Annotated in this window: 21 protein-coding genes and 1 tRNA gene; 9 read left to right on the top strand and 13 right to left on the bottom strand. The window is 58.8% G+C overall.

All coding sequences use genetic code 11. The features are described 5' to 3' along the window. Positions 1–2: 2 nt before the first annotated feature. Together lysA and argS are read right to left on the bottom strand one after the other, a co-directional pair. Positions 3–1,454, bottom strand: coding sequence for a diaminopimelate decarboxylase (lysA, locus tag BKA12_RS02520; RefSeq protein ID WP_183640421.1), 1,452 nt, complete (start codon positions 1,452–1,454; stop codon positions 3–5). A 2-nt stretch (positions 1,455–1,456) separates the two neighbouring features. After that, complete coding sequence (gene argS, locus BKA12_RS02515; protein WP_183640419.1) at positions 1,457–3,100, bottom strand: arginine--tRNA ligase; 1,644 nt, start codon at positions 3,098–3,100, stop codon at positions 1,457–1,459. 140 nt (positions 3,101–3,240) lie between these two features. Here argS and BKA12_RS02510 point away from each other — a divergent pair, with 140 nt between their 5' ends. From BKA12_RS02510 to hrpA, 4 genes are all read left to right on the top strand, one after another. Continuing rightward, positions 3,241–3,978, top strand: a complete 738-nt coding sequence (locus BKA12_RS02510) for a DivIVA domain-containing protein (RefSeq protein ID WP_183640418.1) — start codon at positions 3,241–3,243, stop codon at positions 3,976–3,978. Between the two features lie 45 nt (positions 3,979–4,023). Continuing rightward, positions 4,024–4,099: transfer RNA gene (locus BKA12_RS02505), tRNA-Arg, on the top strand. Between the two features lie 245 nt (positions 4,100–4,344). Then, positions 4,345–5,394 (top strand): hypothetical protein, encoded by a 1,050-nt coding sequence (locus BKA12_RS02500; RefSeq protein ID WP_183640416.1) that lies wholly within the window; start codon positions 4,345–4,347, stop codon positions 5,392–5,394. Positions 5,395–5,551: 157 nt separating this feature from the next. Further along, entirely contained in the window at positions 5,552–9,535 is a 3,984-nt protein-coding gene (gene hrpA / locus BKA12_RS02495) for an ATP-dependent RNA helicase HrpA (RefSeq protein ID WP_183640415.1), read from the top strand. A gap of 128 nt (positions 9,536–9,663) precedes the next feature. Here hrpA and BKA12_RS02490 read toward each other — a convergent pair whose 3' ends face one another. Genes BKA12_RS02490 through BKA12_RS02475 form a run of 4 tightly spaced genes read right to left on the bottom strand, consistent with a single transcriptional unit; the run spans position 9,664 to position 12,893 of the window. Further along, entirely contained in the window at positions 9,664–10,107 is a 444-nt protein-coding gene (locus tag BKA12_RS02490; protein WP_183640413.1) for an HIT family protein, read from the bottom strand. Next, positions 10,104–11,279, bottom strand: coding sequence for an NAD(P)-dependent alcohol dehydrogenase (locus BKA12_RS02485; protein WP_183640411.1), 1,176 nt, complete (start codon positions 11,277–11,279; stop codon positions 10,104–10,106). Before BKA12_RS02485 ends, BKA12_RS02490 begins: the two co-directional genes overlap by 4 nt. 44 nt (positions 11,280–11,323) lie before the next feature. Continuing rightward, complete coding sequence (locus BKA12_RS02480; protein ID WP_246361586.1) at positions 11,324–12,235, bottom strand: sulfurtransferase; 912 nt, start codon at positions 12,233–12,235, stop codon at positions 11,324–11,326. After that, positions 12,222–12,893 carry an MBL fold metallo-hydrolase gene (locus BKA12_RS02475; RefSeq protein WP_183640410.1) on the bottom strand — a complete coding sequence of 224 codons (672 nt, stop codon included), beginning with the start codon at positions 12,891–12,893 and terminating at the stop codon, positions 12,222–12,224. The genes BKA12_RS02480 and BKA12_RS02475 overlap by 14 nt, the downstream gene beginning before the upstream one ends. A 93-nt stretch (positions 12,894–12,986) precedes the next feature. Between BKA12_RS02475 and BKA12_RS02470 the strand changes: the two genes are divergently transcribed. Continuing rightward, positions 12,987–13,442: a Fur family transcriptional regulator gene (locus BKA12_RS02470; protein ID WP_183640408.1), complete on the top strand. Its 456-nt coding sequence runs from the start codon at positions 12,987–12,989 to the stop codon at positions 13,440–13,442. On the opposite strand, the gene BKA12_RS02465 is transcribed toward BKA12_RS02470, so the two are convergent. The 5 genes from BKA12_RS02465 to BKA12_RS02445 form a co-directional block, all read right to left on the bottom strand. Next, positions 13,382–14,284 carry a metal ABC transporter permease gene (locus BKA12_RS02465; RefSeq protein ID WP_183640407.1) on the bottom strand — a complete coding sequence of 301 codons (903 nt, stop codon included), beginning with the start codon at positions 14,282–14,284 and terminating at the stop codon, positions 13,382–13,384. The genes BKA12_RS02470 and BKA12_RS02465 overlap by 61 nt on opposite strands. 2 nt (positions 14,285–14,286) lie before the next feature. Continuing rightward, positions 14,287–15,135, bottom strand: coding sequence for a metal ABC transporter ATP-binding protein (locus tag BKA12_RS02460; RefSeq protein WP_183640405.1), 849 nt, complete (start codon positions 15,133–15,135; stop codon positions 14,287–14,289). Beyond that, on the bottom strand, positions 15,125–16,102 hold the full coding sequence (locus BKA12_RS02455; RefSeq protein WP_338087400.1) for a metal ABC transporter solute-binding protein, Zn/Mn family: 978 nt from the start codon (positions 16,100–16,102) through the stop codon (positions 15,125–15,127). Before BKA12_RS02455 ends, BKA12_RS02460 begins: the two co-directional genes overlap by 11 nt. 136 nt (positions 16,103–16,238) lie before the next feature. Further along, complete coding sequence (locus tag BKA12_RS02450) at positions 16,239–17,342, bottom strand: hemolysin family protein (protein WP_183640404.1); 1,104 nt, start codon at positions 17,340–17,342, stop codon at positions 16,239–16,241. After that, on the bottom strand, positions 17,339–18,679 hold the full coding sequence (locus tag BKA12_RS02445) for a CNNM domain-containing protein (RefSeq protein WP_183640402.1): 1,341 nt from the start codon (positions 18,677–18,679) through the stop codon (positions 17,339–17,341). The genes BKA12_RS02450 and BKA12_RS02445 overlap by 4 nt, the downstream gene beginning before the upstream one ends. A gap of 362 nt (positions 18,680–19,041) precedes the next feature. Between BKA12_RS02445 and BKA12_RS02440 the strand changes: the two genes are divergently transcribed. The 3 genes from BKA12_RS02440 to BKA12_RS12675 all read left to right on the top strand — a co-directional run bounded on the left by BKA12_RS02440 (position 19,042) and on the right by BKA12_RS12675 (position 23,814). After that, entirely contained in the window at positions 19,042–22,932 is a 3,891-nt protein-coding gene (locus BKA12_RS02440) for a multifunctional oxoglutarate decarboxylase/oxoglutarate dehydrogenase thiamine pyrophosphate-binding subunit/dihydrolipoyllysine-residue succinyltransferase subunit (protein ID WP_183640401.1), read from the top strand. Between the two features lie 87 nt (positions 22,933–23,019). Then, on the top strand, positions 23,020–23,625 hold the full coding sequence (locus BKA12_RS02435; protein WP_183640399.1) for a GDSL-type esterase/lipase family protein: 606 nt from the start codon (positions 23,020–23,022) through the stop codon (positions 23,623–23,625). A gap of 114 nt (positions 23,626–23,739) precedes the next feature. After that, positions 23,740–23,814 (top strand): 50S ribosomal protein bL37, encoded by a 75-nt coding sequence (locus tag BKA12_RS12675; protein ID WP_369299106.1) that lies wholly within the window; start codon positions 23,740–23,742, stop codon positions 23,812–23,814. A gap of 132 nt (positions 23,815–23,946) precedes the next feature. Here the strand turns inward: BKA12_RS12675 and rsrA are convergent, their stop codons facing one another. Further along, a complete protein-coding gene (rsrA, locus tag BKA12_RS02430) occupies positions 23,947–24,210 on the bottom strand; it encodes a mycothiol system anti-sigma-R factor (RefSeq protein ID WP_183640397.1) in 264 nt (87 codons plus the stop codon). Next, complete coding sequence (locus BKA12_RS02425) at positions 24,207–24,869, bottom strand: sigma-70 family RNA polymerase sigma factor (RefSeq protein ID WP_183644420.1); 663 nt, start codon at positions 24,867–24,869, stop codon at positions 24,207–24,209. The genes rsrA and BKA12_RS02425 overlap by 4 nt, the downstream gene beginning before the upstream one ends. Positions 24,870–25,103: 234 nt before the next feature. On the opposite strand from BKA12_RS02425, the gene BKA12_RS02420 reads away from it, so the two are divergent. Then, a complete protein-coding gene (locus tag BKA12_RS02420) occupies positions 25,104–25,637 on the top strand; it encodes a DoxX family protein (protein WP_183640396.1) in 534 nt (177 codons plus the stop codon). Positions 25,638–25,693 lie beyond the last annotated feature (56 nt).

Here is a 25,693-nt window from a genome sequence, read left to right as displayed (position 1 = left end):
ATTTACTTCGCTCCCAAATCACGATCGAACAAGTCGTCTTCTGTTTCGCGGCGGATCATCAGCTGTGCTTCTCCCCCGCTGACGGCCACGACGGCCGGACGGCCCAAGTAGTTGTAGTTACTCGCAAGCGCCCAACAGTAGGCTCCGGTTGCTGGAACGGCCAGCAAATCACCGGCGGTGAGATCGGCAGGCAAGTATGCATCCTTGACCACGATGTCTCCACTTTCGCAGTGTTTGCCCACAACTCGCGAAATTATTGCGTCGGCCTGTGACGTTCGGCTCGCGAGCACTGCCGAGTAATCGGCGTCGTACAGAACCGGGCGGGCGTTATCGCTCATGCCGCCGTCGACGGATACATAGTGGCGCGGTGAATCGCCCAATTCGCTGTCAACAATCACGGTTTTGCGCACACCAATTTCGTAAAGCGTAAAGGTGCTGGGGCCCGCGATGGAACGGCCTGGCTCAATCGAAATCCGTGGAGATTCGATTCCCACTTTGGCGCACGTAGATTTCACAATCTCCGCCATTTGGGTTGCCAATTCCTCGGGAGTGCGCGGTTCATCCTGTTCGGTGTACGCGATGCCGAAACCGCCGCCGAGGTCCAATTCTTTGAGGACGACGCCGTGGTCTTGCGACATTGCCCCGAGGAACGTGACCATGCGCTCGGCTGCGAGGGCGAATCCGTCCGTGTCGAAAATCTGCGAACCGATGTGGCTGTGAAGACCCAACAAGTTGATGTTGGGGTCCTTGAGGCCGCGGCTCACGGCGACGGCGGCCGGGGACTTGCCCTCAACTTCGCCAGCTCCATCAAGGAGCGGATCGCCTTCCACCATGGAGAGGCCGAACTTCTGGTCTTCATGCGCGGTGGCAATGAATTCGTGCGTGTGAGCGTGAACGCCCGGGGTCAAGCGCAACATGACGTTGGCCTGCTTACCCAGCTGCTCAGCGATCTGCGAGACGCGCTCGAGCTCATCAAGGGAGTCCACCACAATGCGGCCCAGTCCAACCTCGATCGCCTTGGTGATCTCTGCCTTGGACTTGTTGTTGCCGTGGAGGCCAATGTTTTCCGGATCGAGGCCTGCGCGCAATGCAAGAGCGAGTTCTCCGCCGGAACACGTGTCCAAGCGCAGGCCTTCATCCTTGACCCAGCGGGCCACGTCAAAGCTCAAGAACGCTTTGCCTGCGTAGTAGACGTCGACGCCGCCGCAAATGTCCTGGAAGGCTGCGTCGAAAGCGTTCTTGAATGCGCGTGCGCGTGCACGGAAGTCATCGGCATCCATGACGTAGAGCGGCGTCCCGAACTCAGCCGCCAAGTCCGTCACGCTGATTCCCTGAATCGAGAGAGCGTCGTCGTTCTCAGAACGGGAAACCCCAGCGGCCCACTCAAGGGGACGTAAAGCATTGACGTCCTCCGGGAAGCTCAACCAGGCCGGAGCCAAAGGTGAGGCTGGCATGATTACATCCTTTCCGGAGCGGAAACGCCCAGCAAGAACAGGCCGGACTTGAGAACCTGGGCTGTGGCGTCATTGAGCCACAAGCGTGCTTCGTTCTGGCTCGTGATCTCTTCGCCAGCCAACGGTGCAATACGGCTGTTTCCGTACCAACGGTGGTAGGTGCCGGCGAGGGACTCGAGGTAGCGAGCCACGCGGTGCGGTTCGCGGAAGTCAGCGGCCGCGGCAACGACGGCAGGGTACTGAGCCAGCGCCGCCAACAAGTCGTTGTCATGCTCGGTGTTCAGCTGCGTGGCATCGAGCTCTTCGCGCTTGACGCCTGCGGCTTCAGCGTTGCGAGCAGCCTGACGGGAACGTGCATGTGCGTACTGCACATAGAACACCGGGTTCTCGTTGGTCTGTTGCTGAAGCAGGTCAAGATCGATGTCGATGTTCGAGTCCGTGGAGTAGCGCGATAGCGAGTAGCGAGCCGCGTCAACGCCAACGATTTCTACCAAGTCCTCAAGCGTCACCACGTTGCCGGCACGCTTGGACATACGGACGGGAGTGCCGTCCTTGACGAGGTTCACCATCTGACCGATCAGCACTTCGATGCCGTCCGGGTTGTAGCCAAGGGCCGCAGCGGCAGCCTTCAAACGAGCGACGTATCCGTGGTGGTCAGCACCCAACATGTAGATGCTCGTGGTGAAGCCGCGCTCAAACTTGTTGCGCGCGTAAGCGATATCGCCACCGATGTAGGCAGCGTTTCCGTCAGACTTGATGACCACGCGGTCCTTGTCATCGCCGAATTCGGTGGAACGAAGCCACCAAGCGCCGTCGTTGAAGTAGAGCTTCTCGGAGCCCTTGAGCTCTTCGAGTGCCTTTTCTACAGCGCCCTCTTCGAAGAGGGAGTTCTCGTGGAAGTAGACGTCAAAGTCCACACCGAATTCGTGGAGGGACTTACGGATCTCGCCGAACATCAACTCCACGCCGCGTGCACGAAATTCTTCCTGCGGGTCTTCGGCTTCGAGAATGTTCGGCATCTGCTCCGTCACGGCAGCAGCAATGTCATGAATGTACTGTCCGCCGTAGCCGTCTTCTGGAGCTGGCTCACCCTTGGCGCTAGCGAGCAGCGAGCGCGCGAAACGGTCAATCTGGTTGCCGTGGTCGTTGAAGTAGTACTCGCGAGTGACGTCTGCGCCCTGTGCTGAGAGCATGCGTGCCAGCGAATCGCCGACGGCAGCCCAACGTGTGCCGCCGAGGTGGATGGGGCCGGTGGGGTTAGCGGACACGAATTCGAGGTTGATGCGCTGACCCTTGAGGGTTTCGCCGGTGCCGTAAGCGTCGCCGGCCTCGAGGATGGTCTTTGCGAGTTCACCGGCAGCGCCAGCGGCAAGACGAATGTTCAAGAAGCCAGGGCCCGCGATTTCTACCGAGTCAACGCCGGCAACGTTAGTAAGTTCGCCCTGCACGAGCTCTGCGAAAGCGCGCGGGTTCATGCCAGCTTTTTTGCCCAGCTGGAGGGCGATGTTGGTTGCCCAGTCTCCGTGCTCTCGGCTCTTAGGTCGCTCTACGCGAATCTCTTCCGGCAGCTCAACGGCAATAGTGCCCTGTGAGACAAGCTTTTCGAGGACGGAACGAATGGCAAGAGAGAGTTCTTCTGGAGTCACCCGTCAAGGATACCCGCGCAGGCCTTGACTTTTCGTGCCGTACCTACTGAAGGTCACGGTTGTGACAAGATTCCGAAATTTGTGGCGAATTCGGGTGTTTCGGAACGAGATTGGCACAAATCATGGAGAGAATGGTCACCGTGGACTCGTTTCTCCCTATTGTTTGGTGGGTTGGCGGTAGCGTTGCGGCGCTCGCCGTCCTTGTGGTGCTCGCGGACAAGACCCGCCGCCACCTCGCGCATAAGAAACTTGCACGCCAGCTAATCGACTATGAGGAACGTCACCGAAAGGCCAACGCCTGGCCCGGTTCTGTCACCGTTGAGGAACTCGATAGCGTGACGTTTTCCGCTGTCACTTTCCACGAAGGCTTCGAGACCACGGAAGTGGACAACTTCCTGACGCATGCTCGCGAAGCCCTCGAAGCTCACGAACGCGGCCCCCGCTACCGGTTGCCGGACGGCGTTTTGGTGTCTGCCGAGATTCCTGACATTAGTTTCAACACCACGCGGTATCGCGAAGGCTATGACATGGGCGAGGTCAACGAATTCATAGACCGCATTCACGAGACGCTGTACCGCTATGAGCAGGGTCGCGGAGAGTTTGCGTTCCCTACTCGGGGCTCAGCTCAGAACGCTTCCGCCGAATCCGCCGCCGTGCCATCCGTTCAGCCATCCCCTGCTAGCGCCGATTCGGTGTCCAACCAGGAATCGCCACGGACGGAGCCGGCCAGTGAGGCTGTCACTCCGCGCAAACCACGCTTTAAAATCCTGCCGGGACACGTCGATGCTCCTGCCACTCGAACTCCGCGCACGTCAGGTCATGCTTCCAACACGCATGCCTCGGAAATCGATGACCGGCGGACGGGCAGTTGGGGCTGAGTGGTTGAGTACTGCTAAGCTCAAAGCTGTCCTTTCGGGACCCCCGCCCTCGTAGCTCAGGGGATAGAGCGTCTGCCTCCGGAGCAGAAGGTCGAAGGTTCGAATCCTTTCGAGGGCACCAAACATTTCCAATATTTTCTGACGCGGTGACACCTTTGAGGGGTCACCGTTTCTGTTTTCTTTGCTTTCAATGACGACGGCGATGCCCTGTCGTTGACGCTCATCGTTTCCGCGATTACCGAGGGAGGACTGCGAGCGCGCAAACTTCACCTGTTCGCAACCTCCGATTCACCCGTAGCTCCTAGTCTCACGAGCGGCACTCATTTTGCAGCGCCATTTCATCTCTCGAAAATTCAGGAGACTCTCATGGCTACCTCCTTCAAGACCCGCGTCGGCGCGGGACTCGCAGCCCTCGCGCTTGCGGCGACCCTTTCCCCTATCGCTTCCGCAGCACCTGCAAAGGACAACAACAGCTCCGCCTACACCTTCGGTGTGATCGGCGATGTCCCTTACGGTGCGGCAAAGATCGCGCAGTTCCCTTCGATGATTACCGAGTTAAACACCCAGACGGACCTGAAGTTCCTCACGCACGTGGGTGACATCAAGGCTGGCTCTGACAAGTGCACGGACGAGTACTTCCAGATGATCCGCACACAGTTCGACCGTTTGCAGACCCCGTTGATCTACACGCCGGGCGACAACGAATGGGTGGACTGCCACCGCGTGAATAACGGTCAGTACAACCCTCTCGAGCGCTTGGACAAGATCCGCGAAGTGTTCTTCCCTGTCGCAGGCAAGACCTTGGGCGCCAACATGCCGGTGAAGTCGCAGGCTAACTTGGGCCTTCCTGAGAACGTCAGCTTCACGGAGCAGCGCGTGGAGTTCGCGGTGGTCGACGTGCAGGGCTCTAACAACAGCTTGCTCCCGTGGACTGGCCTGGGCAATAAGGTCGCTACTCCAGAGCAGCTCGCTGAGGAAACGCACCGCACGGAAGCTAACGTTGCGTTGATCAACAAGACCTTCGAGAAGGCCAGCAAGACCAACGCCCGCGGCGTCGTCATCATGACGCAGGCGGACATGTTTGATCGTGCGATCCTCGCCTCTGGCGCCGATAAGAACCCATCCATCGTGTCCGGTTTCCAGGAGACGGTCGAAGCCATTGCTGCAGGAGCCGCGTCCTTCGACGGCCCGGTGTACCTCTTCAATGGTGACTCCCACGTGTACACGGCGGATCAGCCGCTGGCCGAAGGGTCCCCATGGGTGGATGTGTACGGCGTGGATCCGGTGTCCAACCTCGATCGCGTCACGGTTGAAGGCTCGGCGACCAGCAACGAGTGGTTGCGCGTCACGGTCTCGAGAGCCAACTCCAAGAGCGCTGAGCTGCTCTCGTGGGAGCGCGTTCAGTACTCGCAGTAACGAGTTCACACTAGAAACTACGACGACGCCGCTCGCCTTCGCGGGTTGGTTTAGTTCGGTTCACCGCGGCGTCCGTTGAAAGCTTCGACGTCTGTTGAAAGCCCCGGCACTGATCCTTTGCGACAGTGCCGGGGCTTTCAACTAAGCTGTTTGAGCGATGTCAATGACTATTACTTATCCCCCAACTTTGCCCGTCAGCGCGCGGCGCGAGGACATTAAGAAAGCTATTTCTGAGCACCAAGTGGTGATCGTTGCCGGTGAGACTGGTTCCGGCAAGACCACTCAGCTGCCGAAGATGCTTTTGGAGTTGGGGTACGGCGACCGCGGCGTCATTGGTCATACCCAGCCGCGTCGACTCGCGGCGCGAACTGTCGCAGAGCGTCTGGCCGAAGAGTTGGACGTGAAGATCGGCGACGAAGTCGGCTACCAAGTGCGCTTCACCGGCGAGGTCTCGAAGGAGACCAAGGTGAAGCTCATGACGGACGGCATCATGCTTGCCGAGATTCCGCAGGACCGGAAGCTTGAGCGCTACAGCGCCATCATCATCGACGAAGCTCACGAGCGTTCCCTCAACATCGACTTCTTGATGGGCTACCTCAAGCGCCTGCTCCCCCAGCGCCCAGACCTCAAGATCGTCATTACCTCGGCCACCATTGACCCTGAGCGATTCGCTAAGCATTTTGGCTCCGAAGAGAAGCCGGCCCCGATCGTCGAAGTGTCCGGCCGTACCTTCCCCGTGGAAATTCGTTACCGTCCGCTTGCCGCCAATGAGCAACTTGAGGCGGACGAGCTCGATCCTGAGTCCGTACTTGAAGAGGACAAGGATCCCGTGGACGGCATTTGCGATGCCGTTGTGGAACTCTCCAAAGAGGCGCCTGGCGACATTCTGGTGTTCCTCTCCGGCGAGCGCGAGATTCGCGATGCGGCCGATGCCTTGCGCGGACTCGTAGAGCGCAATCGACGCCTCGCGGGAACACAGATTCTGCCTTTGTTTGCGCGTTTGTCGCTTGCCGAGCAGCATCAGGTTTTCAATCCCGGCCCGCACCGCCGCATAATTCTGGCCACGAACGTCGCTGAGACTTCTTTGACTGTTCCCGGTATCAAGTACGTGATCGACACCGGCGTCGCCCGCATCTCTCGCTATTCGCACCGCACTAAGGTCCAGCGATTGCCGATCGAACGCGTTTCACAGGCCAGCGCCAACCAGCGCTCGGGCCGTTGTGGTCGTGTCAGCGATGGCATCGCCATCCGCTTGTATTCGGAAGAGGACTTCGAATCCCGCCCCGAATTCACGGACCCCGAAATCCTGCGCACCAACCTCGCGTCCGTCATATTGAGCATGAGCGCCATGGGCATCATTGCCTCGCCCAAGGACGTTGGCGACTTCCCCTTCGTGGAGAAGCCAGATGACAAAGCGGTGAACGACGGCGTCGTCCTCCTTCGCGAACTCGGCGCGATGGGCGGGGGTTCCGGTAGCGGACGCAATTCCGGCGGCATTACCCGCACGGGCCGGCAGCTAGCCAAGCTTCCCGTTGACGTGCGCTTGGGCCGCATGATCCTCGAAGCTGGACGCCGAGACTGCGCTAAAGAAGTCATGGTCCTCACTGCTGCGCTGAGTATCCAAGACCCTCGCGAACGGCCTTCTCAAGAGACGGGCAAGCGCGAGCGCGCCACGGAACTTCACCGGCGTTTTGAAGACGAGAACTCGGACTTCTTGAGCCTGCTGAACTTGTGGCGTTACTTGCAAGAGAAGCAGCAAGAGTTGTCCTCCTCAGCGTTCCGCCGCCTCTGCAAGCAAGAGTTCATCAACTACCTTCGTGTGCGTGAGTGGCAGGACTTGTTCACGCAATTGCGTCAGCTCGCGAAGTCCGTGGGCATCAAGATTGCAGCAGCACCCATCGATCCCGTCGCCAAGGCTGACAACGTGCACATGAGCTTGTTGTCAGGTCTTGTCAGCCACATCGGTCTTTGGGACGAGCGCAAGCGCGACTACCAAGGCGCCCGTGGCGGACGTTTCTCGATCTTCCCTGGTTCGGCGTTGTTCAAGAAGCGCCCGGACTGGGTCATGGCCGCAGAGCTCGTGGAAACCTCACGGCTCTGGGCACGAACCAACGCGAAGTTCGACCCCGCCTGGGTAGAAGTTGTCGCACCGCATCTGGTGAAGAAGAGCTACTCAGAACCGCATTGGTCGTCCTCACTGGGCTCCGTCATGGCATACGAGAAAGTCACGGCCTTTGGCTTGCCGGTTGTGGCCCAACGTCGCATTCAGTTCCGTGCAGTGAACCTACGGCTTGCCCGCGAAATGTTCATCCAGCATGCCCTCGTCGAGGGTGATTGGAAGACGCGTCACGCGTTCTTCGCGCGCAACCGCAAGCTACTCGAGGACATCGAGGAACTTGAGACTCGTACGCGTCGCCGTGACCTCCGCGTCTCTGACCAAGACCTCTTTGATTTCTACGATGCTCGTCTGGGGCCGGACGTCACGAGCGAACGCCACTTCGATGCCTGGTGGAAGGTCGCTCAGCGGGACGATCCAAAGCTCTTGGATTTTGATCCAGACGCATTGCGCAGCGACGAAGCTGAGAACATTGATGAGAGCGCTTACCCGCGCACCATCCAGCATGGCGATCTGGAATTGGATCTTCGCTACGAATTCAACCCGGCGGCCCGTGACGACGAGACCGATGGAGTGACAGTCCGTGTTCCCGTGCTCTTCCTCAACCAGTTGGACGCTGCCCGGTTTGCATGGCAGGTACCTGGATTCCGTGAAGAACTTGTCACGGCGCTCATCAAGTCACTGCCGAAGAACATCCGCAAGAACTTTGTGCCGGCACCCGACGTAGCGCGCCAAGCGACTGCCGCTCTGAACGCCGATTTCGACCCCACTGTTGATGCTCTCGAGCCCTCGCTAGAACTCGTCCTGCGCCGTTTGCGTGGCGTTGTCATTCCGCCGGGATCGTGGAATTGGGATGCCATCCCGCCGCACCTCAAGCCAAAGTTTGAAGTGATCGGGCAGCAGAACAAGATGCTCGCACGCTCCGAGGACCTCAAGTACTTGCAGGTCTCCTTGGCCACCCAAAACCGTCAGGCGATCGCCTCTAGCCTTGAGCCACGCCAGTCCGGCAAAGTATCAGGCAACGGATCCAGTGTGCCCGCTAAGCCCGGAACCGCAGTACCGCAGAAGCAAAACGCTCGAGGTGCTCAGAAGAAGGCTGGCGCACCGGGATCCGCTCAGGTCACGGGAACGTGGGAGCGTGCCGGGCTGACCTCGTGGGATGAGAACCTGGGCGACAAGGGCACCATCCACCAGAAGATCGAATCAACGGTTGCCGGTAAGACCATTACCGCCTTCCCTGCCCTCGTGGACGAAGGTTCCAGTGTTCGCTTGACGGTCTTCCGCAGCGCGGCAGAGCAGCAGGCTGCTCACCGAACCGGCGTGGTGCGTCTCTTGCAACTCACTATCCCCTCGCCCGCCCGCTACGTGTTGGATCACCTGAAGAACAACGAGAAGCTGGTGTTTTCACAGAACCCGCACGGTTCTGTCGAAGAGCTCATCCGCGACAGCTCGCTTGCCGCGATCGACTCGCTGGTGCCTGCGAATCTGCCGTACACGCGTCAGGACTTCCAGAAACTCTTCGATGCCGTCCGTGCAGAGCTGATCGACAGCGTTTTCACCATCACCGCGCTGGTGGAAAAGACGCTCTCAGCGTCACTTCGCCTCACGAAGCGACTGAATTCGCTGACCTCTCCAGCCGTCGCCGCGAGCGTCGCTGACGTTCGTAGCCAGTTGGAGTTGCTGGTGTACCCCGGGTTCGTTGCGCGCACCGGATCCGCACAGCTGCGGCATATGCCGAGATACCTCGTTGGCATGGAGACGCGTTTGGAAAAGCTGGCATCGGGTGCGGCTCCTCGCGAGGCGCAGAATATCGGCATCGTGCAAGCCCTCGAGGACGACTACGACGCCGCTTTGGATCAGCTATTGCCGAACCAGAGCACTCCAGCATCCCTTGCTCGCATCAAATGGATGATCGAAGAGTTCCGCGTGAGCGTCTTTGCGCAAGAACTCGGAACCGCTCATCCGGTCTCGGAGAAACGCATTCGGACCGCGCTCCGGGAAGCGCTCGCGGAACTCAAGAAGTAGTCAAGAGGACGTCAAGCGGTAGCCAAGAACTAGTCCACACCTAGAGGGCACAAAAGTAGGCCACTCCGGCCGCAGGTAACTGCAACACCGGAGTGGCCTACTTCGTTCGTTCTAGTCCTCAGCCCTCGCTAAGCCGGAAGCGGCCCAGCGTCGGCAACGAATTGCTCGTGGCCCGCTTGACGCAAGGCGACCCGCAAGAGGTGAGCTGCGTCGTCGAACTCGGCGTCTGGAACGTCACTGCGCACATTCGCAAGGTTGAAATCCTCGAGGGAATTCACGGGCCACACGTGCACGTGCATGTGTGGGACCTCGAAGCCGGCGATCATGAGACCAGCGCGCTCGGCGCCGAAGGCTTCCACCTGGGCCTGACCGATGATCTGAGCCACGGACGTCGCGTGAGACACCAAGTCACCGGGAGCTTCCGTCCACTTGTCGATCTCTTCGCGAGGAACCACCAGAGTATGTCCCTTGGTCAGCGGACCGATCGAAAGAAAGGCAACAACCTTCTCGTCAGCCCAGACAAAGCGGCCAGGGAACTCGCCCGAGATGATCTTGGAAAAGACCGTGCTCATGCCGACGCTCCCGCAGTCTCAGCCTCACGCAAGCTGTTGACGTCCAGGACGAAGCGGTACTTGACGTCTCCGGCAACCATGCGTTCCCACGCCTCGTTGAGCTGGTCACCCGTGACGATTTCGATGTCGCTCACGATGCCGTGCTCGGCGCAGAAGTCCAAGACTTCCTGGGTTTCGGCGATGCCGCCAATGTTGGAACCCATGTAGGTGAGGCGGCGGGAAATGAGCGAGCCCGGGCGGATGGCTGGCATAGCTTCAGATGGGAGACCCACCTGAACCAGCGCTCCGTCTACCTTGAGGGTCTTGAAGTAATCGTTGAGATCGTGAGGCGCGGCGACCGTGTCGATGATGACATCAAGCGTTCCGCGAACAGCGTTCATGGCGTCCTCGTCCTTTGACAACACCACGTGATCGGCGCCGAGTTCCTTGGCAGCCTCCACCTTGGAGGGGGACGTGGTGAAGACAGTGACAACCGCGCCCATGGCCTTGGCAAGCTTGACGGCCATGTGGCCCAAGCCGCCGAGGCCTACAACGCCCACGGCGTCTTCCTGATCCACGAACAAGTGGTTCAACGGCGAGTAGGTGGTGATGCCTGCGCACAGGAGCGGTGCAGCGGCGGCTGGGTCCAAAGACTCAGGAACGTGAAGCACGAAGTCCTGGTCCACCACGATCGAGGTGGAGTAGCCACCCTGCGTGTATTCGCCGGTCTTCGGGTTCGTCGAGGCGTAGGTGCCCACAGCGCCGTTGAGGCAGTACTGCTCCAAGCCCTGCTCGCAGGATTCGCACTGACCGCACGAGTCAACAAGGCAGCCAACGCCCACGCGCTCGCCGATCTCGAAGCCCTCGACGTCGCTACCGAGAGCAACCACACGACCCACGATCTCGTGGCCGGTGACCAAAGGAAGTTCTTTCGCACCCCATTCGCCACGAGCGGAGTGAATGTCTGAGTGGCACAGTCCACAGAAGTCAATCTCAATGTCGATGTCGCGCGGGCCTACGGCACGGCGTTCGATGTCGAGCTTTTCGAGCTGGCCGCCCGTCTGAACCATACCCACAGCGTGGGCGGTACGTCCGGCGGAGGCGTTGGCGGATGCTTGCTGGTTGACGCTCTCGCGCAAAGCAGCGATATCTGACATAGCTGGAGGCACTGGTCGGCCTGATTGAGGAGTCATGTCTCGAAATTACCACTTGAATCCGTGCGCCGGTTCTCCCTGTCTCAAAGTGACTTGTGGGAACCTGTTTCCAGTGGTAGGGACTCGTCATTTGACCACTGAGACCACGACCCCGGGTACAGCGCAGCATCGATGCCTGCGATATCCAGCGCCAAAATCTCATGGGCCGCAGTCACACCGGAACCGCAGTACACAGCGACTGGAACATCGGCCGAGAGCAAAGACTCAAATCGCTTTTGCAGCGCCTCGGTGGTCTTGAAGTGACCGCTCTCGTTGACGTTCTCGCTGGTGGGGGCGCTAATGGCACCCGGAACGTGGCCCGCGCGCGGATCCACTGGCTCCGTCTCGCCGCGGTAGCGCTCCCCCGCTCGCGCGTCCAAGAGTGAGCCTGACTGCGCGAAGTGATCAACGTCGCGGTGCTTGAGAACTGGCTTACGGTTCCAATCGATAACGACGCCGCTAGCTTGCGGACGCGGGATACTGCCGGTTTCTAGTTCTCTTCCGGAGGCGACCCATGCTGTGAGACCTCCATCGAGTACGGCCGTTCGGAAGCCTGCAAACCCGAGGAGCCACCAGGCGCGTGCGGCTGACATGCCCGCCAGGTCGTCGTAGACCACCACGAAGTCGTCCTTCTGGAGGCCGAGCGAGCGAACGGTCTCTTGAAAGTCCGTTTTGGATGGCAGTGGGTGGCGACCGTGATCGGGTGAAGCGTGGGCGGCTAGCTCCGTTTCCAAGTCAACGAAGAGAGCACCTGGGATGTGGCCGTCGCGGTACTCGTCGAAGCCCACGGGAACGTCGGACGCCGGGTCCTTCGCTGCGGCGGCAGCCAGTGACCAGCGAACGTCAAGTACCACGATTCGGTCACCGCGCTGCAATCGGGCCGCAAGCTCACCGGCATCAATCAGCGCTGGTTGGCGGCGGTGTGCGTCAGCGTGAGAAGTCTCATGCGAGGTCAAGAGTCACTCCATTCTCAAGAACCTCGTAGCTGGTGCCGAATCGAGAGGAAATCATCTTCACGTGCTTCTCGATCACGCCGCGGCCACTGTCATTGACCATGGCGTCGTGAATCGGAAGGGCCCGCGCGGGGCGCACTGAAATGACGAAGTCAATGACTTCAGAGGTCTTAGACCACGGCGCTTGGAACGGGACCAAAAGTACTTTGAGCTGGCTCTTCGCCACGGTCTCAGGAACAGTGAATGAATCGCCCGGGTGGAAAACGTCGCCGTCCACCAGATAGCCGTAGTTTGCTACCACCGAAAGCAAGGGATGGATCAGCGCATGCTGACCGCCAAAGACCTGAATATTGAAACCGGCAACTTCGAACGGCTCCCCCACATGAGGAACGCGTACGCGCTCGGATACCTGCTCAGAAGCGCTCTCATGAATGCTCGCTGCGACACTCGGTGGCGCGTAGATCTCCAGCTTCTCATTGGACTCCAGAAACGGTAGGACCCGCTCCGCGTCAAAGTGATCCGCGTGCTCGTGCGTGATGAGAATAGCGGTGGCGCCAGCAAGGGCGGCTTCGACGTCGCTTTCGGTACCGGGATCAAAAACCAGTACTCCGGAGTCTTTTTCGAGGCGAATGCAGGAGTGTCCAAACTTCGTAAGCTTCATGATTCCACCCTAAGCCCGTGGCTTATCGTGACAACCTCCACAGCGGAAACTCCCAGCCACGGGTAAACTGGAAGTTCATGTCCAAGGAGGAATATGTCCACCCCGCAGGCGTCATCTCAAGAGTCGAATTCCGCTGAACTTCGCGGCGCCCCCGTGCGCAATACGCGTCAACGCCGTTCGATCGAGGCAGCCCTCGGCGAAGTACCCGATTTCATGAGCGCTCAAGAGCTCTTTGTGTGGCTCCAAAATCGTGGCGACAAAGTCTCCCTTGCCACCGTGTACCGCGTCCTGCAATCCATGGCGGATGAAGGTTCAGTGGACGTCGTGCGTTCGAATGACGGCGAGTCCGTGTTCCGGCGTTGCGCTATGGACGAACACCATCACCACTTGCTCTGCCGCAACTGCAGCAAGACGGTAGAAATTGAGGCCCCCCACGTCGAAGAGTGGGCGGCCTCAATCGCTGCTAAATATGGCTTTACGCAAGCCACTCACGTCGTGGAAATCTCCGGACTGTGTGCGGAGTGTTCTGCACGTGCCCTCGCACGGTAGCTGCGGCGTCGTACCCAATTGAGCGTGCGGCAGATCGCGTAAATCAAGAAGCTCAACGTGGTCACGTACGGGCTAATTGGCAAGCGGCCCGCGAGCGAGAGCAGAATGCCTCCCACCACGCTGGTCATGGCAAAAAGCACGCTCAACCCCACCACAATCGGCGGGCGTGAAGACACGAGCAATGCGGCGGCAGCCGGCGTAATCAGTAGCGCCAGCACCAAAAGCGAGCCCACCACCTGGATGGACAACGCCACGGCAAGGCCGAGCACCAGCATGAACGCAATCGAAAGACCGCGCACCGGCACGCCCTTAGCCATCGCGACAGCTGGATCCACGGAGGCAAACATGAGGGGACGCCACATCACCAGCAGAGCGGCAATGACGATGACGGCTCCGCCAGCCAAAAGTCCTAGTTGCACGGAATCGACGGACACGATCTGACCAGTCAAGAGGCCAAACTTGTTGGCGCTTCGGCCCTCGTACAGGGACAAGAACAAAATGCCGAGGCCCAGCCCGAAGGGCATGAGGACGCCAGTGACGGCATTTCGGTCGCTTGCTTTGGTGCCTAACGCTCCTAGCAAGAGCGCTGCAATCAAGGAACCCCCCACGGATCCCCAAATCACGTTCGCACCGATCAGCAGCGCGAAGGCTGCTCCGGCGAAGCTCAGTTCGGCGATGCCGTGCACCGCAAACGCCATGTCGCGGGTCATCACGAAGACGCCGATCAAGCCGCCGACCACGCCCAAAATGGCGCCGGCCAACAAAGAGTTAGAAACCAGTGGAAGCAGCTCGGCGTAGTTTTCGAAGGAGAAAATGGTGCTCCACATGTCACTGAAGTTCACGTCTAGAGCGCTCCTTCCTGATGCTTGTGCACAATGCCGTCCTGCAGGCCGATGATCGCCACGCGGTCCTCGGAGCGCACCACGTCAATATGAGAACCGTAGAGATCTGAGAGGACTTCCGAGGTCAGCACCTCATCCGGGTGGCCCACGTTGAAACGGCCGCCAGCCAAGAACAACACTTTGTCCACGTACGGCAACACCGGGTTGATTTCGTGGGTGACGAACAGGACGGCGGTGTCATTGTCCACCGTCTCCTGGTGAATCAGAGAGGTCACGGCACGCTGGTGATTCAAATCGAGTGAGAGCAATGGCTCATCGCACAACAGCACCGGCGGGTGGGATGCGACAGCCTGCACCGCGCGCAGTCGTTGCTGCTCGCCGCCGGACAACAGTCCCACGGGACGGTCCGCGAAGCTCTCCGCTTTCACGAGCGAGATGAGTTCTTGCACGCGGTCTTTGGTCTTGCGAGAGGGCAAGCCCGGTCCCCAGCGATAACCCTCAAGTCCAAGAGCCACGAGGTCACGGCCGCGAAGTGGGGTGTTTTCCGGCAGCATCTTCTGTTGCGGAATGTATCCGACGTCGGCCGAGCCGCGGGTAGCTGGCTTTCCGGCGATACGCACGGTGCCACGGTCCAGTTCTTGAAGTCCCAAAAGAACTCGCAAGAGCGTGGTCTTACCGCAGCCATTGGGACCCAACACAGCCACGAACTCGCCGGGGTTTACTGAAAAACTCAGGTTGTCCCACAACGTGCGATTGCCAAAGCTCAGACATGCGTCCTGCACATCGATAGCCGGCCGCGGTGCTGCGGATGCAGACTGCGTTGGCTCCTGGGCGGAGGTACTACTTGGCATTCAGGCCCTCAATACTTGAGATGTTCTCGCTCATCCACTGCTGAAAATCCTTACCTTCCGGCAACAACTCCAGAAAATTCAGCACCGGAACGCCGTTCTTCTCGGCGGTTGCCTTGATGGAATCCGTCTGTGGCGTGGCCGTCTGCGGGTTGAACGCGAGGAAGGAGAAAGACTTAGCTTCGAGCGCCTTTTCCATGTCCAGAACAACGAGCGGCGGGACATCATTCCCGGCTTCAATCGCGGAGCTAAAACCAGCAGGAGTGGCATCCTCGAAGCCAGTCTCCGACAGAAGGTACTGCGGCACAGGTTCCGTCATCGCGAACTTCTTGCCCGCATTCGCCGAAGCCAAAGCGTGTGCACGGTCAGCGAGCGGCTTCAGCGACTCCACGAGCTTCTTGGCGTTGGCCACATAAGTTGCTTCGTTCGAAGCATCAACCTTGATCAGCTCGTCCTTAATCCCCTCCGCTAGGGCCTCCATGGCGTGGAGGTCGTACCAGACGTGCTCGTTGCCCTCGGCGCCATGTTCGTGTTCAGCGTGGGCCTCGCCCGAATGGTCATGCGTGGTGTCTTCCTTGGAGAAATCCACGGCATGAATGACAGACGCCGAGCCGTTGCCAGCGAGCTGATCCATGTAGTCGTCGTAGCCACCGCCGTTTGCCACCACGAGCTTGGCCTTAGACACGGCCAAGCGGTCCTGAGCGCTGGCCTCATACGAGTGCGGATCCTGAGATTCGCGCGTGATGATGGACGAAACTTGGACCTTGTCTCCACCAATCTGCTGGGCAATATCGCCGTACACATTGGTGGAGGCAACCACAGAGATTCCAGAATTCGAGGAACCGCTTGAGGATGCGCCTGCAGTGCCGCCTTGCTGGCCACAAGCAGCCAGGGTCAACATTGCTGGAACGGCGAGGGTCATGAGGGTGCGTCGCTTCAGCCGGGAAGCTGAAGTGTGCTGAGAGATCACAAAAGGACCTTTCTAAGCGGCGAGTGCCGCGGTCAGTGCGCGCATGCGCTACTAGATTTTCAGAAAGTACGACGACGCTAGCTTGCGTCGCCGAGGTCCCATCGTATCGCAAATGCGAACGATTTGCATTAGCGACTTAGGAGGTCGCCGTGGCGTTCCCGTTCGCGCCCTCTTCATGCTCGGCCAGATTCTTTCGACGCAGACCTTGTTGCTGCGTGGCGTCATGAATTTCGCCAACCAACTGCTCCAAGACGTCTTCGAAGAAGAGGATGCCGATCGTGGAGTTGTTCTCCCCCAGCACACGAGCAACGTGAGAGCCCGTACGCTGCATGACCGCAAGCGCATCTTCAACTTCAGTGTTCGCCTTCAGGTTCGCCATAGAGCGCAACCGAGTGACGGAGATGGGTTCTCCGTAGAGCGAATCCGGAATCGCCAGGACGTCCTTCAAGTGGAGGTAGCCAGCGAAGGCGTCATCCTCATCAAGCATGACGAAGCGCGAGAAGCCAGTTCGGCCCACGGCCTTTTCAAAGCTTCGTGGAGTGGTGTCAGCAGGCAGCGTGACCACTTCATCCAGTTTCACCATGATGTTCTCGGCCGTGTAGTCAGAGAACTCCAGCGCGCTCGAAAGAATGCCAGCGTCGTCTTCGAGCGTTCCGTGCTTCGTGGATTCCTCCACGATCGACTGAACTTCTTCAATGGTGTAGCTCGAGGTGACTTCGTCCTTGGGCTCAATTCCCATGAGACGCAGTGCGTGATTAGCGATCCAGTTCAACGAGTACACAATCGGCTTCGTGATCGTGGACAGCCACAACAGAGGTGTCGCCAAGAGCAAGACAGCTTTATCTGCAACAGAAACAGCCATGTTCTTCGGCACCATTTCACCAAAGGTGACGTGCAAGAACGTGACGATCAGCAGCGCCAGCAAGAAGGCCACCGTATCCACGAACGCGTCCGGAATTCCCACCATGTGAAGTGGAACCTCGAACAAGTGGTGAATAGCCGGCTCAGCCACGTTCAGGATCAGCAAGGAACAGACCGTGATACCCAGCTGACAAATAGCCAGCATGATCGAGACGTTTTCCATCGCCTTCAGCGCGTTCATGGCGCGCTTATTTCCGGCTTCTGCCAGCGGTTCGATCTGGCTACGACGTGCAGACATGACCGCGAATTCGCCCGCAACAAAGAAGGCGTTCGCGAAGAGCAGGACTACAAGCCAAACAATGCCCGTCCAATCACTCATCGGGCACCTCCTGAGCGTTCAGACTCGGCCGAGGCGTCGTCGTCCTCTCCAAACGGAACAAACCGCACGCGGTCAACACGACGTCCGTCCATGCGGGAAACGATAACGCGACCGCCTTCGATAGCTACCTCGTCACTCACGGCGGGAATGCGGCCAAGTGCGAACATCACAAACCCACCGACAGTTTCATAGGAGCCATCTTCTGGAATCTTGAGAGCAGGAACCTGCTCGTTGACTTCATCCGGGCGCATGATGGCCGGGAAGTACCACTGGCCCGTTGCCGACTGAAGAACGCCAGGCTTGACGGGGTCGTGCTCGTCCGTCACCTCGCCGACGATTTCCTCAACCAAGTCCTCAAGGGTCACCACGCCGGCGGTTCCGCCGTATTCATCCAGCACCACGGCCATCTGAAGGTTCGCCTCGCGGAGCTCAGTAATCAAGTCATCGAGGTGAACTGTCTCAGGGACGGACACGACGTCCGACTTGATGTTCGCTGCGACGAGGCCTTCTCGCTTCTTGCGCGGGACCGCAACAGCTTTCTTCACGTGGCAAACACCCACGATGTCATCCGGCGAATCTCCGATGACAGGGAAACGGGAGAAGCCAGTGCGACGAGACGCTTCGATGACCTCGTCGAGTGGGTCATCCGCGTGAACGGTTTCCATCCGAATGCGTGGAGTCATCACGTCTGCGGCCGTGCGATCCGAGAAGACGAGCGTGCGGGACAAGAACCGTGCAGTGTCTTGGTCCAGCGTGCCCAGTTCTGCGGACCGGCGAAGCAGAGAGTTCAATTCCTCTGGGGTGCGGGCACCCGAAATTTCTTCCTTCGCTTCCATCCCAAACAAATGCAGCACTCGGTTGGAGAAACCATTCAACATGAAAATAAAGGGCTTGAAGACGGCGGTGAAGATCAGCTGAGGAGTTGCAAGCATGCGGCCAAGTGGCAATCCGGCGGCGATGGCGAGGTTCTTAGGGATCAGCTCACCCAACACCATGGAAAGCAACGTGGCGAGCACCATGGCCACCACGAGCGAAATGGGCGCCGATGCGGGACCCAGGCCCCAGCCTTCCAAGATGGGCGTCAAGAGCTTGCCGACGCTCGGCTCCATGACGAAACCGGTGAGCAACGTGGTCAGCGTGATGCCGAGCTGACAGGAAGAGAGCTGCGTTGAAAGCGACTTCAAGCACTTCATGAGCGCTTCAGCGCCACGTTCCTTGTTATCTATGGATCGCTGAACTTGGGCCTGATCAACAGCCAGCAGCGAAAACTCCACGGCAACGAAGAATCCTGTGCCCAAGATGAGGAGTAAACCTATAAAGAGATAGAGCCATTCCACTAGCGAACACCACCTTCAACAGGCAGGCTCAAGCCAATGCAGGCCCGAGAAAAATGGACAACAAACACAAGTGAGCGGGGTCTAGAGGACTCCAAAGTGTCAGTAGTTCCTTCCGGCGAATCTTCGCCATTCGTTTAGGATCGCACTAAGAACGATCAGTACGTGCGGAGTTAGTCTACAGAATTTCGTGAAGGATACCTGAGACGCGCGTCCTAAAACTTGCCATAAAGGTTGACGAACTCACTAGACTTGAGATCGCTTGCGTTCTGCACTTGGGACCGCTGCCTATGCAGTTATGGTCGCTGGAGTGGAACGGATCCGTCCCCAGCTGCACCACACCGAGGAATAGAGGCGTTTTTACCGTGCCAGAACAATCACTTAGCCGGCTCGCGGAAGAATTCGGCGGCAACGAATGGCTAGTTGAGGAGCTGTATCAGCAATTTCTGCAGGACAAGAACTCGGTAGACAAGAAGTGGTGGAACATTTTTGAGTCCATGGGTGACTCGAAATCCGCTAACTCTACTGACGGCAAGCCTGCTGCAGCCACCTCTTCGCAGTCCCCAGCCGCCTCTGCTGCACCTGCAAAGCCTGCAAATCCTCCGGCATCCGCTGCCGCACAGACTTCCGTTGCACAGCAAGCTTCTTCAGCCACGCAGAGCGCTCCAAGCCCTCGCGCTGCTACGCAGGCTCGCGTCAACGACCCAGCCCCATCCGCAATTTCCGGTGAAACCGGCGCTAAGGCAGAAGTAAAGGCTCAGGCATCCCCAGCCCAGGCCCCTGCAGCCAAGAACGCTAGCGCCGCAGCTTCTGCAAATCGTCCAATCCCAGCACAGTTGCCTGACAAGAACGCCAAGGCTTCCGGACATCCTGGTACTGACGAAGTCACCGTCCTCAAGGGTGTCGCCAAGGCAGTCGCCACCAACATGGATGCTTCGCTGACGGTTCCTACCGCCACTACGGTTCGCGCAGTTCCAGCGAAGTTGCTGATCGACAACCGCATTGTCATCAACAGCCACCTCAAGCGCGCTCGCGGCGGCAAGGTGTCCTTCACGCACTTGATCGGTTACGCAACCGTTCGTGCATTGGCCCAGTTCCCTTCCATGAACGTCACCTACGACATTCAGGACGGCAAGCCAGTAGCAATCCAGCCTGCTCACGTGAACTTCGGCATCGCCATTGACATGCCAAAGCCAGACGGCACGCGCACGCTCGTGGTTCCGAACATCAAGAAGGCTGAGACCCTCAACTTCGTTGAGTTCTGGAACACCTACGAGAACCTCGTCAAGCGCGCTCGTGACAACAAGCTCACGATGGAAGACTACGCAGGCACCACGGTCTCCTTGACCAACCCAGGCGGCATCGGCACCGTTCACTCCGTGCCACGTTTGTCCAAGGGTCAGGCCACGATCGTCGGCGTGGGCGCTCTCGAGTACCCAGCTGAATTCCGTGGCGCTTCCGAGAAGATCATCGCTACCCAGGGTGTTGGCAAGATCATCACCTTGACCTCCACCTACGATCACCGCGTGATTCAGGGTGCAGGCTCCGGCGAATTCTTGCGCCTCATCGAGTCCTTGCTCTTGGGCGACCAGAACTTCTACGACGAAATCTTCGAAGCTCTCCGCATTCCTTACGAGCCAGTTCGCTGGGCCGTGGACAACCAGGTGGACATCGAGCTTCAGGTCAACAAGATCGCTCGCATCCAGCAGCTCATCCACGCGTACCGCGTGCGCGGCCACTTGATGGCTGACACCAACCCGCTCGAGTACATACAGCGCAAGCACCCGGACCTCGACATCCGCACCTACGGCCTCACCTTGTGGGATCTGGACCGCGAATGGGTCACGGGTGGCTTCGGCGGCCAGCAGCGCTTGCCGCTCCGCAACATCTTGGGCGTGCTGCGCGACGCATACTGCCGCTACACCGGCGTTGAGTACATGCACATCGCCAACCCAGAAGAGCGCGAGTGGTTCCAGAACAAGCTCGAGCGGACCTACGAAAAGCCTTCCCGTGAAGAGCAGTTCCGCATTCTGGGCCGCTTGAATGCTGCAGAAGCATTCGAAACCTTCTTGCAGACCAAGTTCGTGGGTCAGAAGCGCTTCTCCCTCGAGGGCGGCGAATCCCTGATTCCTTTGCTGGACGCCATCTTGGCTGACGCAGCAGACGAAGGCCTCGGCGAAGTTGCCATTGGTATGGCTCACCGTGGACGTCTCAACGTGCTGACGAACATTGCTGGCAAGACCTACGCTCAGGTCTTCCGCGAGTTCGAAGGCGTGCAGGACCCCGGCGCTGTTCAGGGCTCCGGCGACGTGAAGTACCACTTGGGCACCGTCGGCAAGTTCACCTCGGACAACGGCAACCAGACCAAGGTCTACTTGGCCGCTAACCCATCGCACTTGGAAGCCGTCAACTCGGTTCTCGAAGGCATTGTGCGCGCTAAGCAGGACGTCTTGGATCAGGACGTGGACCGCTTCAGCGTTCTTCCGATCCTCGTCCACGGCGACGCAGCATTCGCTGGCCAGGGTGTGGTTGCGGAAACGTTGAACCTCTCCCAGCTTGATGCTTACAAGACCGGTGGCACCATCCACGTTGTAGTCAACAACCAGGTTGGCTTCACCACGGCTCCATCTTCGGCTCGCTCCTCGACGTACTCTACGGACGTTGCCAAGACCATCCAGGCTCCGATCTTCCACGTCAATGGCGATGAGCCAGAGTCCGTTGTCCGCGTTGCACAGTTGGCGTTCGAATACCGCCAGCGCTTCAACAAGGACGTCGTGATCGACCTCGTGTGCTACCGCCGCCGCGGTCACAACGAAGGTGATGATCCTTCGATGACTCAGCCGATGATGTACAACCTCATCGAAGCCAAGCGCTCCACCCGCCGCTTGTACACCGAAGCCCTCGTTGGCCGCGGTGACATCACGCAGGATGAAGCAGATCAGGCTTTGCGCGACTACCAAGAGCGCCTTGAGCGCGTCTTCGCAGAAACGCACGCAGCTCAGACCTCGCCAATCCCTGTAGTTCAGTCGGGCTCTTCGATGACCTCTGATCTTGAGAAGCCGGCCTCGCAGCAGGATGACGTTGACGCGCCATTTGCCAAGACGGAAACGGCGATTTCGCAAGAGTTGCTCACGGAGATTGGTGATTCCTTCATCGACATCCCAGAGGGCTTCACGGTTCACCCGAAGCTCAAGGCTCTCCTCGAGCGTCGTTCCAAGATGGCCAAGGAAGGCGGCATCGACTGGGGCTTCGCCGAGTTGGCTGCTTTCGGATCGCTCACGAGCGAAGGCGTGCCAGTTCGACTGGTGGGTCAGGACTCGCGTCGCGGCACCTTCGTGCAGCGCCACGCAGTCTTCCACGATCGCCAGACCGGTCAGGTGTGGTCGCCACTCGAGAAGCTGAGCAAGAAGGGCACCGAGCTCTTCATCTATGATTCGCTGCTCTCGGAATACGCGGCACTTGGCTTCGAATACGGTTACTCCGTAGAACGCCCGAACGCTCTCGTATTGTGGGAAGCCCAGTTCGGTGACTTCGTCAACGGCGCTCAGACCGTTATTGACGAATTCATCTCCTCTGCCGAGCAGAAGTGGTCGCAGCGTTCTTCGCTCGTCATGCTCTTGCCACACGGTTATGAGGGCCAGGGACCGGACCACTCCTCCGCTCGCATCGAACGCTTCTTGCAGATGTGCGCCGAAGAGAACATGGTGGTGGCTCACCCAACCACGGGTGCAAACCACTTCCACCTCTTGCGTCGCCAGGCTTACTCGCGTCCACGCAAGCCGCTGATCGTGTTCTCCCCGAAGCAGTTGCTCCGCCTCAAGGCTGCAGCTTCCTCGGTGGAAGAATTCACGCAGGGCTCGTTCCAGAAGGTCATTGGAGATCGCTCGGTCCACAGCAACGATGTTGACCGAGTGGTACTCGTGTCCGGCCGCCTCTACTACGACTTGCTCGCAGCACGCACCAAGGCTCAGGACACCAAGACCGCTTTGGTTCGCGTTGAGCAGCTCTACCCGTTGCCAACGGAAGAGGTCAAGGCTGAACTCGATCGCTACCCGAACGCCGAGGTTGTGTGGGCTCAGGACGAGCCAGCAAACCAGGGCCCATGGCCATTCATCGGACTGAACCTGGTGCCAGAGCTTGGACGCCCAGTCCGCTTGGCTTCCCGCAAGGCATCCGCTTCCACCGCAACCGGCTCTCACAAGCGCCACGAGGTGGAAAACGCGAAGCTTGTTTCGCAGGTTCTTGACCGCAACTAGTTGACAAAGTGTGGGGTCCATGCGCGCCGCGTGTGGACCCCACACTTATGACTGTTAGTGTTATTTCAATCTTTAGAAAGGATTTTCGTGGATACCAGGACCATTCGGCTTGCCGCCGTCGGCGACGAACTCTTGGCGGGTCACGGAGATCCGCGCGCGCTCGGCTGGTTTGGGCGCGTCCTTGCTCGCACCCCCATCGACAGCGTTCGAATTGAAAGCTATGTCCTTGCAGCCCCCGCTGAAGGCTCAGAATCTATCTCGCAGCGCTGGCTCGAAGAAGTAGGCCGTCGCTTCAGCGAAGAGACTGAGAACCGCTTGGTGATTGCGATGACCAGCAAGGACTTGGATCTCGATATCTCCACGGCCCGCTCCCGCCTCAACCTCGCCAACATCTTGGATGCAGCGAGCCAGTTGAGCATCAAGGCCATGGTGGTGGGTCCTCCCCCAGGACTCGACGCCGAACGCAACGCGCGTCTTGCAGATCTCTCGGCAGCCTACGGAGACGTAGCAAGCCGCCGTCAGCACGCTTTCGTGGACATGTACACCCCGTTGCTCAACCACGAGCAGTGGCGTCGCGATCTCGCAGAGAACAACGGCAAGCCAGGTCAGGCCGGCTACGGCCTCATGGCATGGCTCGTGTTGCACCGCGGTTGGTATCAGTGGCTCGGTATTCCGCAGCCCACCGAAAGCTAACAGCAAGAAAAGTACGAAAGCCTAGCGGCGTCGTCGTACTCAAAATTATTCATCATCCAGCTAGCCGTGAGAGACTAAACGGCAGCAATTTTTAGCAGAAGTAAGGAGGCAGCCATGAGCAAGCGAGCACGCAAGCGTCGCGACCGCAAGCGCGGAGGCGCTAACCACGGAAAGCGTCCAAATACCTAAAGACTTCTCAAACAGTCTGTGGTGTCGGGGTGAGCGGATGTGAAATCAGCACCCGGTACGCAAAACCGCGGTGGCTAGATCGTCAAAAACGATTCAGCCACCGCGGTTCTTTTGTCCCCCAGAAACTATTTTCTAGGCAGGAGAATCTGCGTGGATCTCCGTCAGTCGGCCCATGATGCGTGCCTTCAAATCCGACGGCGCGTGGTCCTGGCAAGAGCGCTTCACGACAGAGCGAATGACGCACTCAATGTCATGTTCCTTGGCGCAATCCGGGCAGGAATCCAAGTGGGACTTCACGTCCTGAATGTCCGATGGGGACAACAACCCATCCAAATATTCATACAACCGGACAATCCGGGAATCGGCGCAGTCGCCGAGTGACTGGCAATCGCTCATGATTTTTTCTCCTTTGACGCGGAAGCGTTATCTCCCGCAGCACTCTTTTTGTTCTTAGCGGAAAAACCGCGTTCTAGGGCATAGTCAGCAAGCAGGTCGCGGAGTTGCCGGCGACCACGGTGCAATCGAGACATCACTGTCCCCATTGGCACGTCCAAGATCTCGGCTACTTCCTTGTAGGAATAGCCCTCAACGTCCGCGAAGTACACGGCGAGCCGAAATTCCTCCGGGATTGACTGCAGCGCACTCTTGACGTCAGAGTCTGGCAAGTGGTCCAGCGCTTCGGTCTCTGCGGAACGCAGGCCAGAAGACGTGTGCTCGGCGGCTTGCGCCATTTGCCAGTCTTCAACCTGATCCGTGCCCGTCCGAAGTGGCTCGCGCTGACGCTTGCGGTACAGGTTGATGTACGTGTTGGTCAGGATTCGGTACAGCCAAGCCTTCAGGTTGGTTCCGGGCTTGTACTGGTGGAAGGACGAATACGCTTTCGTATACGCCTCCTGTACCAAATCCTCGGCATCTGAAGGGTTTCGGGCCATGCGCAAGGCGGCCGAATACAACTGGTCAACATACTGAAGTGCATCCGCTTCAAAACGCGCGCGGCGTTCAGCTTCAGTTTCTGCGCCAGAGGGCATGGTGTCAGTGGACTGGTTCTCGGTCATCACAGACGAGTCTACGCTGGGCGCGTCGAGGACGGCTGATGCAACGGTCATGCGCGACTCCCTTCCGTAAGTGCTGGTGATTCGCTTTTTCGGCGACTAACTCAGCTATCTACAACGGTCTTCCACGTACAGTTATTCCCCAGCAGGCGTTGTCGAGTGCACGTTCTGTGCCGAAAAGTGCAAAGATGGAACTAGGTTGACTCGTAACCTACTTACGACTTTTGGAGGCACAATATGTCGCTTGTTCGTTTAGCCGCCCGTCCGATGCTCGCCGCTCCATTCATCTGGACCGGACTGGAGCGTCTTCGCAATCCCAAGGAAGCCGCCGCTCAGCTTGAGGGCAGCTTGAATACCTTGGCGTCCGTAACTCCGAAGGCCACCGTTGCGGCGAATCAGCCGGAATTGGTTGCTCGCGTGTTGGGTGGCGTTCAGGTGGTTGCTGGTTCGATGTTTGCTATTGGCCGCATGCCACGTTTCTCCTCCGCCGTTTTGGTGGGCACTGCGCTCATCAACGCCCTGGCTGAGGCGCAGGCTGAGGTTCCAGAGGCTGAGAAGCTACCAAAGTTCTTGAAGAACATTGGCTTGGCTGGCGGCGTGCTGTTGGCTTCGGTTGATACCGCTGGTAACCCAAGCCTTGCTTGGCGCGCGCAGCACTTGGCGCAGGATGCCAAGAAGACCTTCGAGAAGACCAACGCTCAGGTGACGAATGCTGTCCGCAGCACCACTGAGGACGCTCGCAAGCGCGTTGAAGACACCTTCGGTATCTAATTCATAGCTCGACAACAGGAACGCAGTGCATCACGATTCGACGTCAGTAAGTTCGT

It is taken from the genome of Neomicrococcus lactis (assembly GCF_014200305.1).
In the GTDB taxonomy this organism is placed as follows: domain Bacteria; phylum Actinomycetota; class Actinomycetes; order Actinomycetales; family Micrococcaceae; genus Neomicrococcus; species Neomicrococcus lactis.
This window is presented reverse-complemented; position numbering and strand designations above follow the sequence as displayed.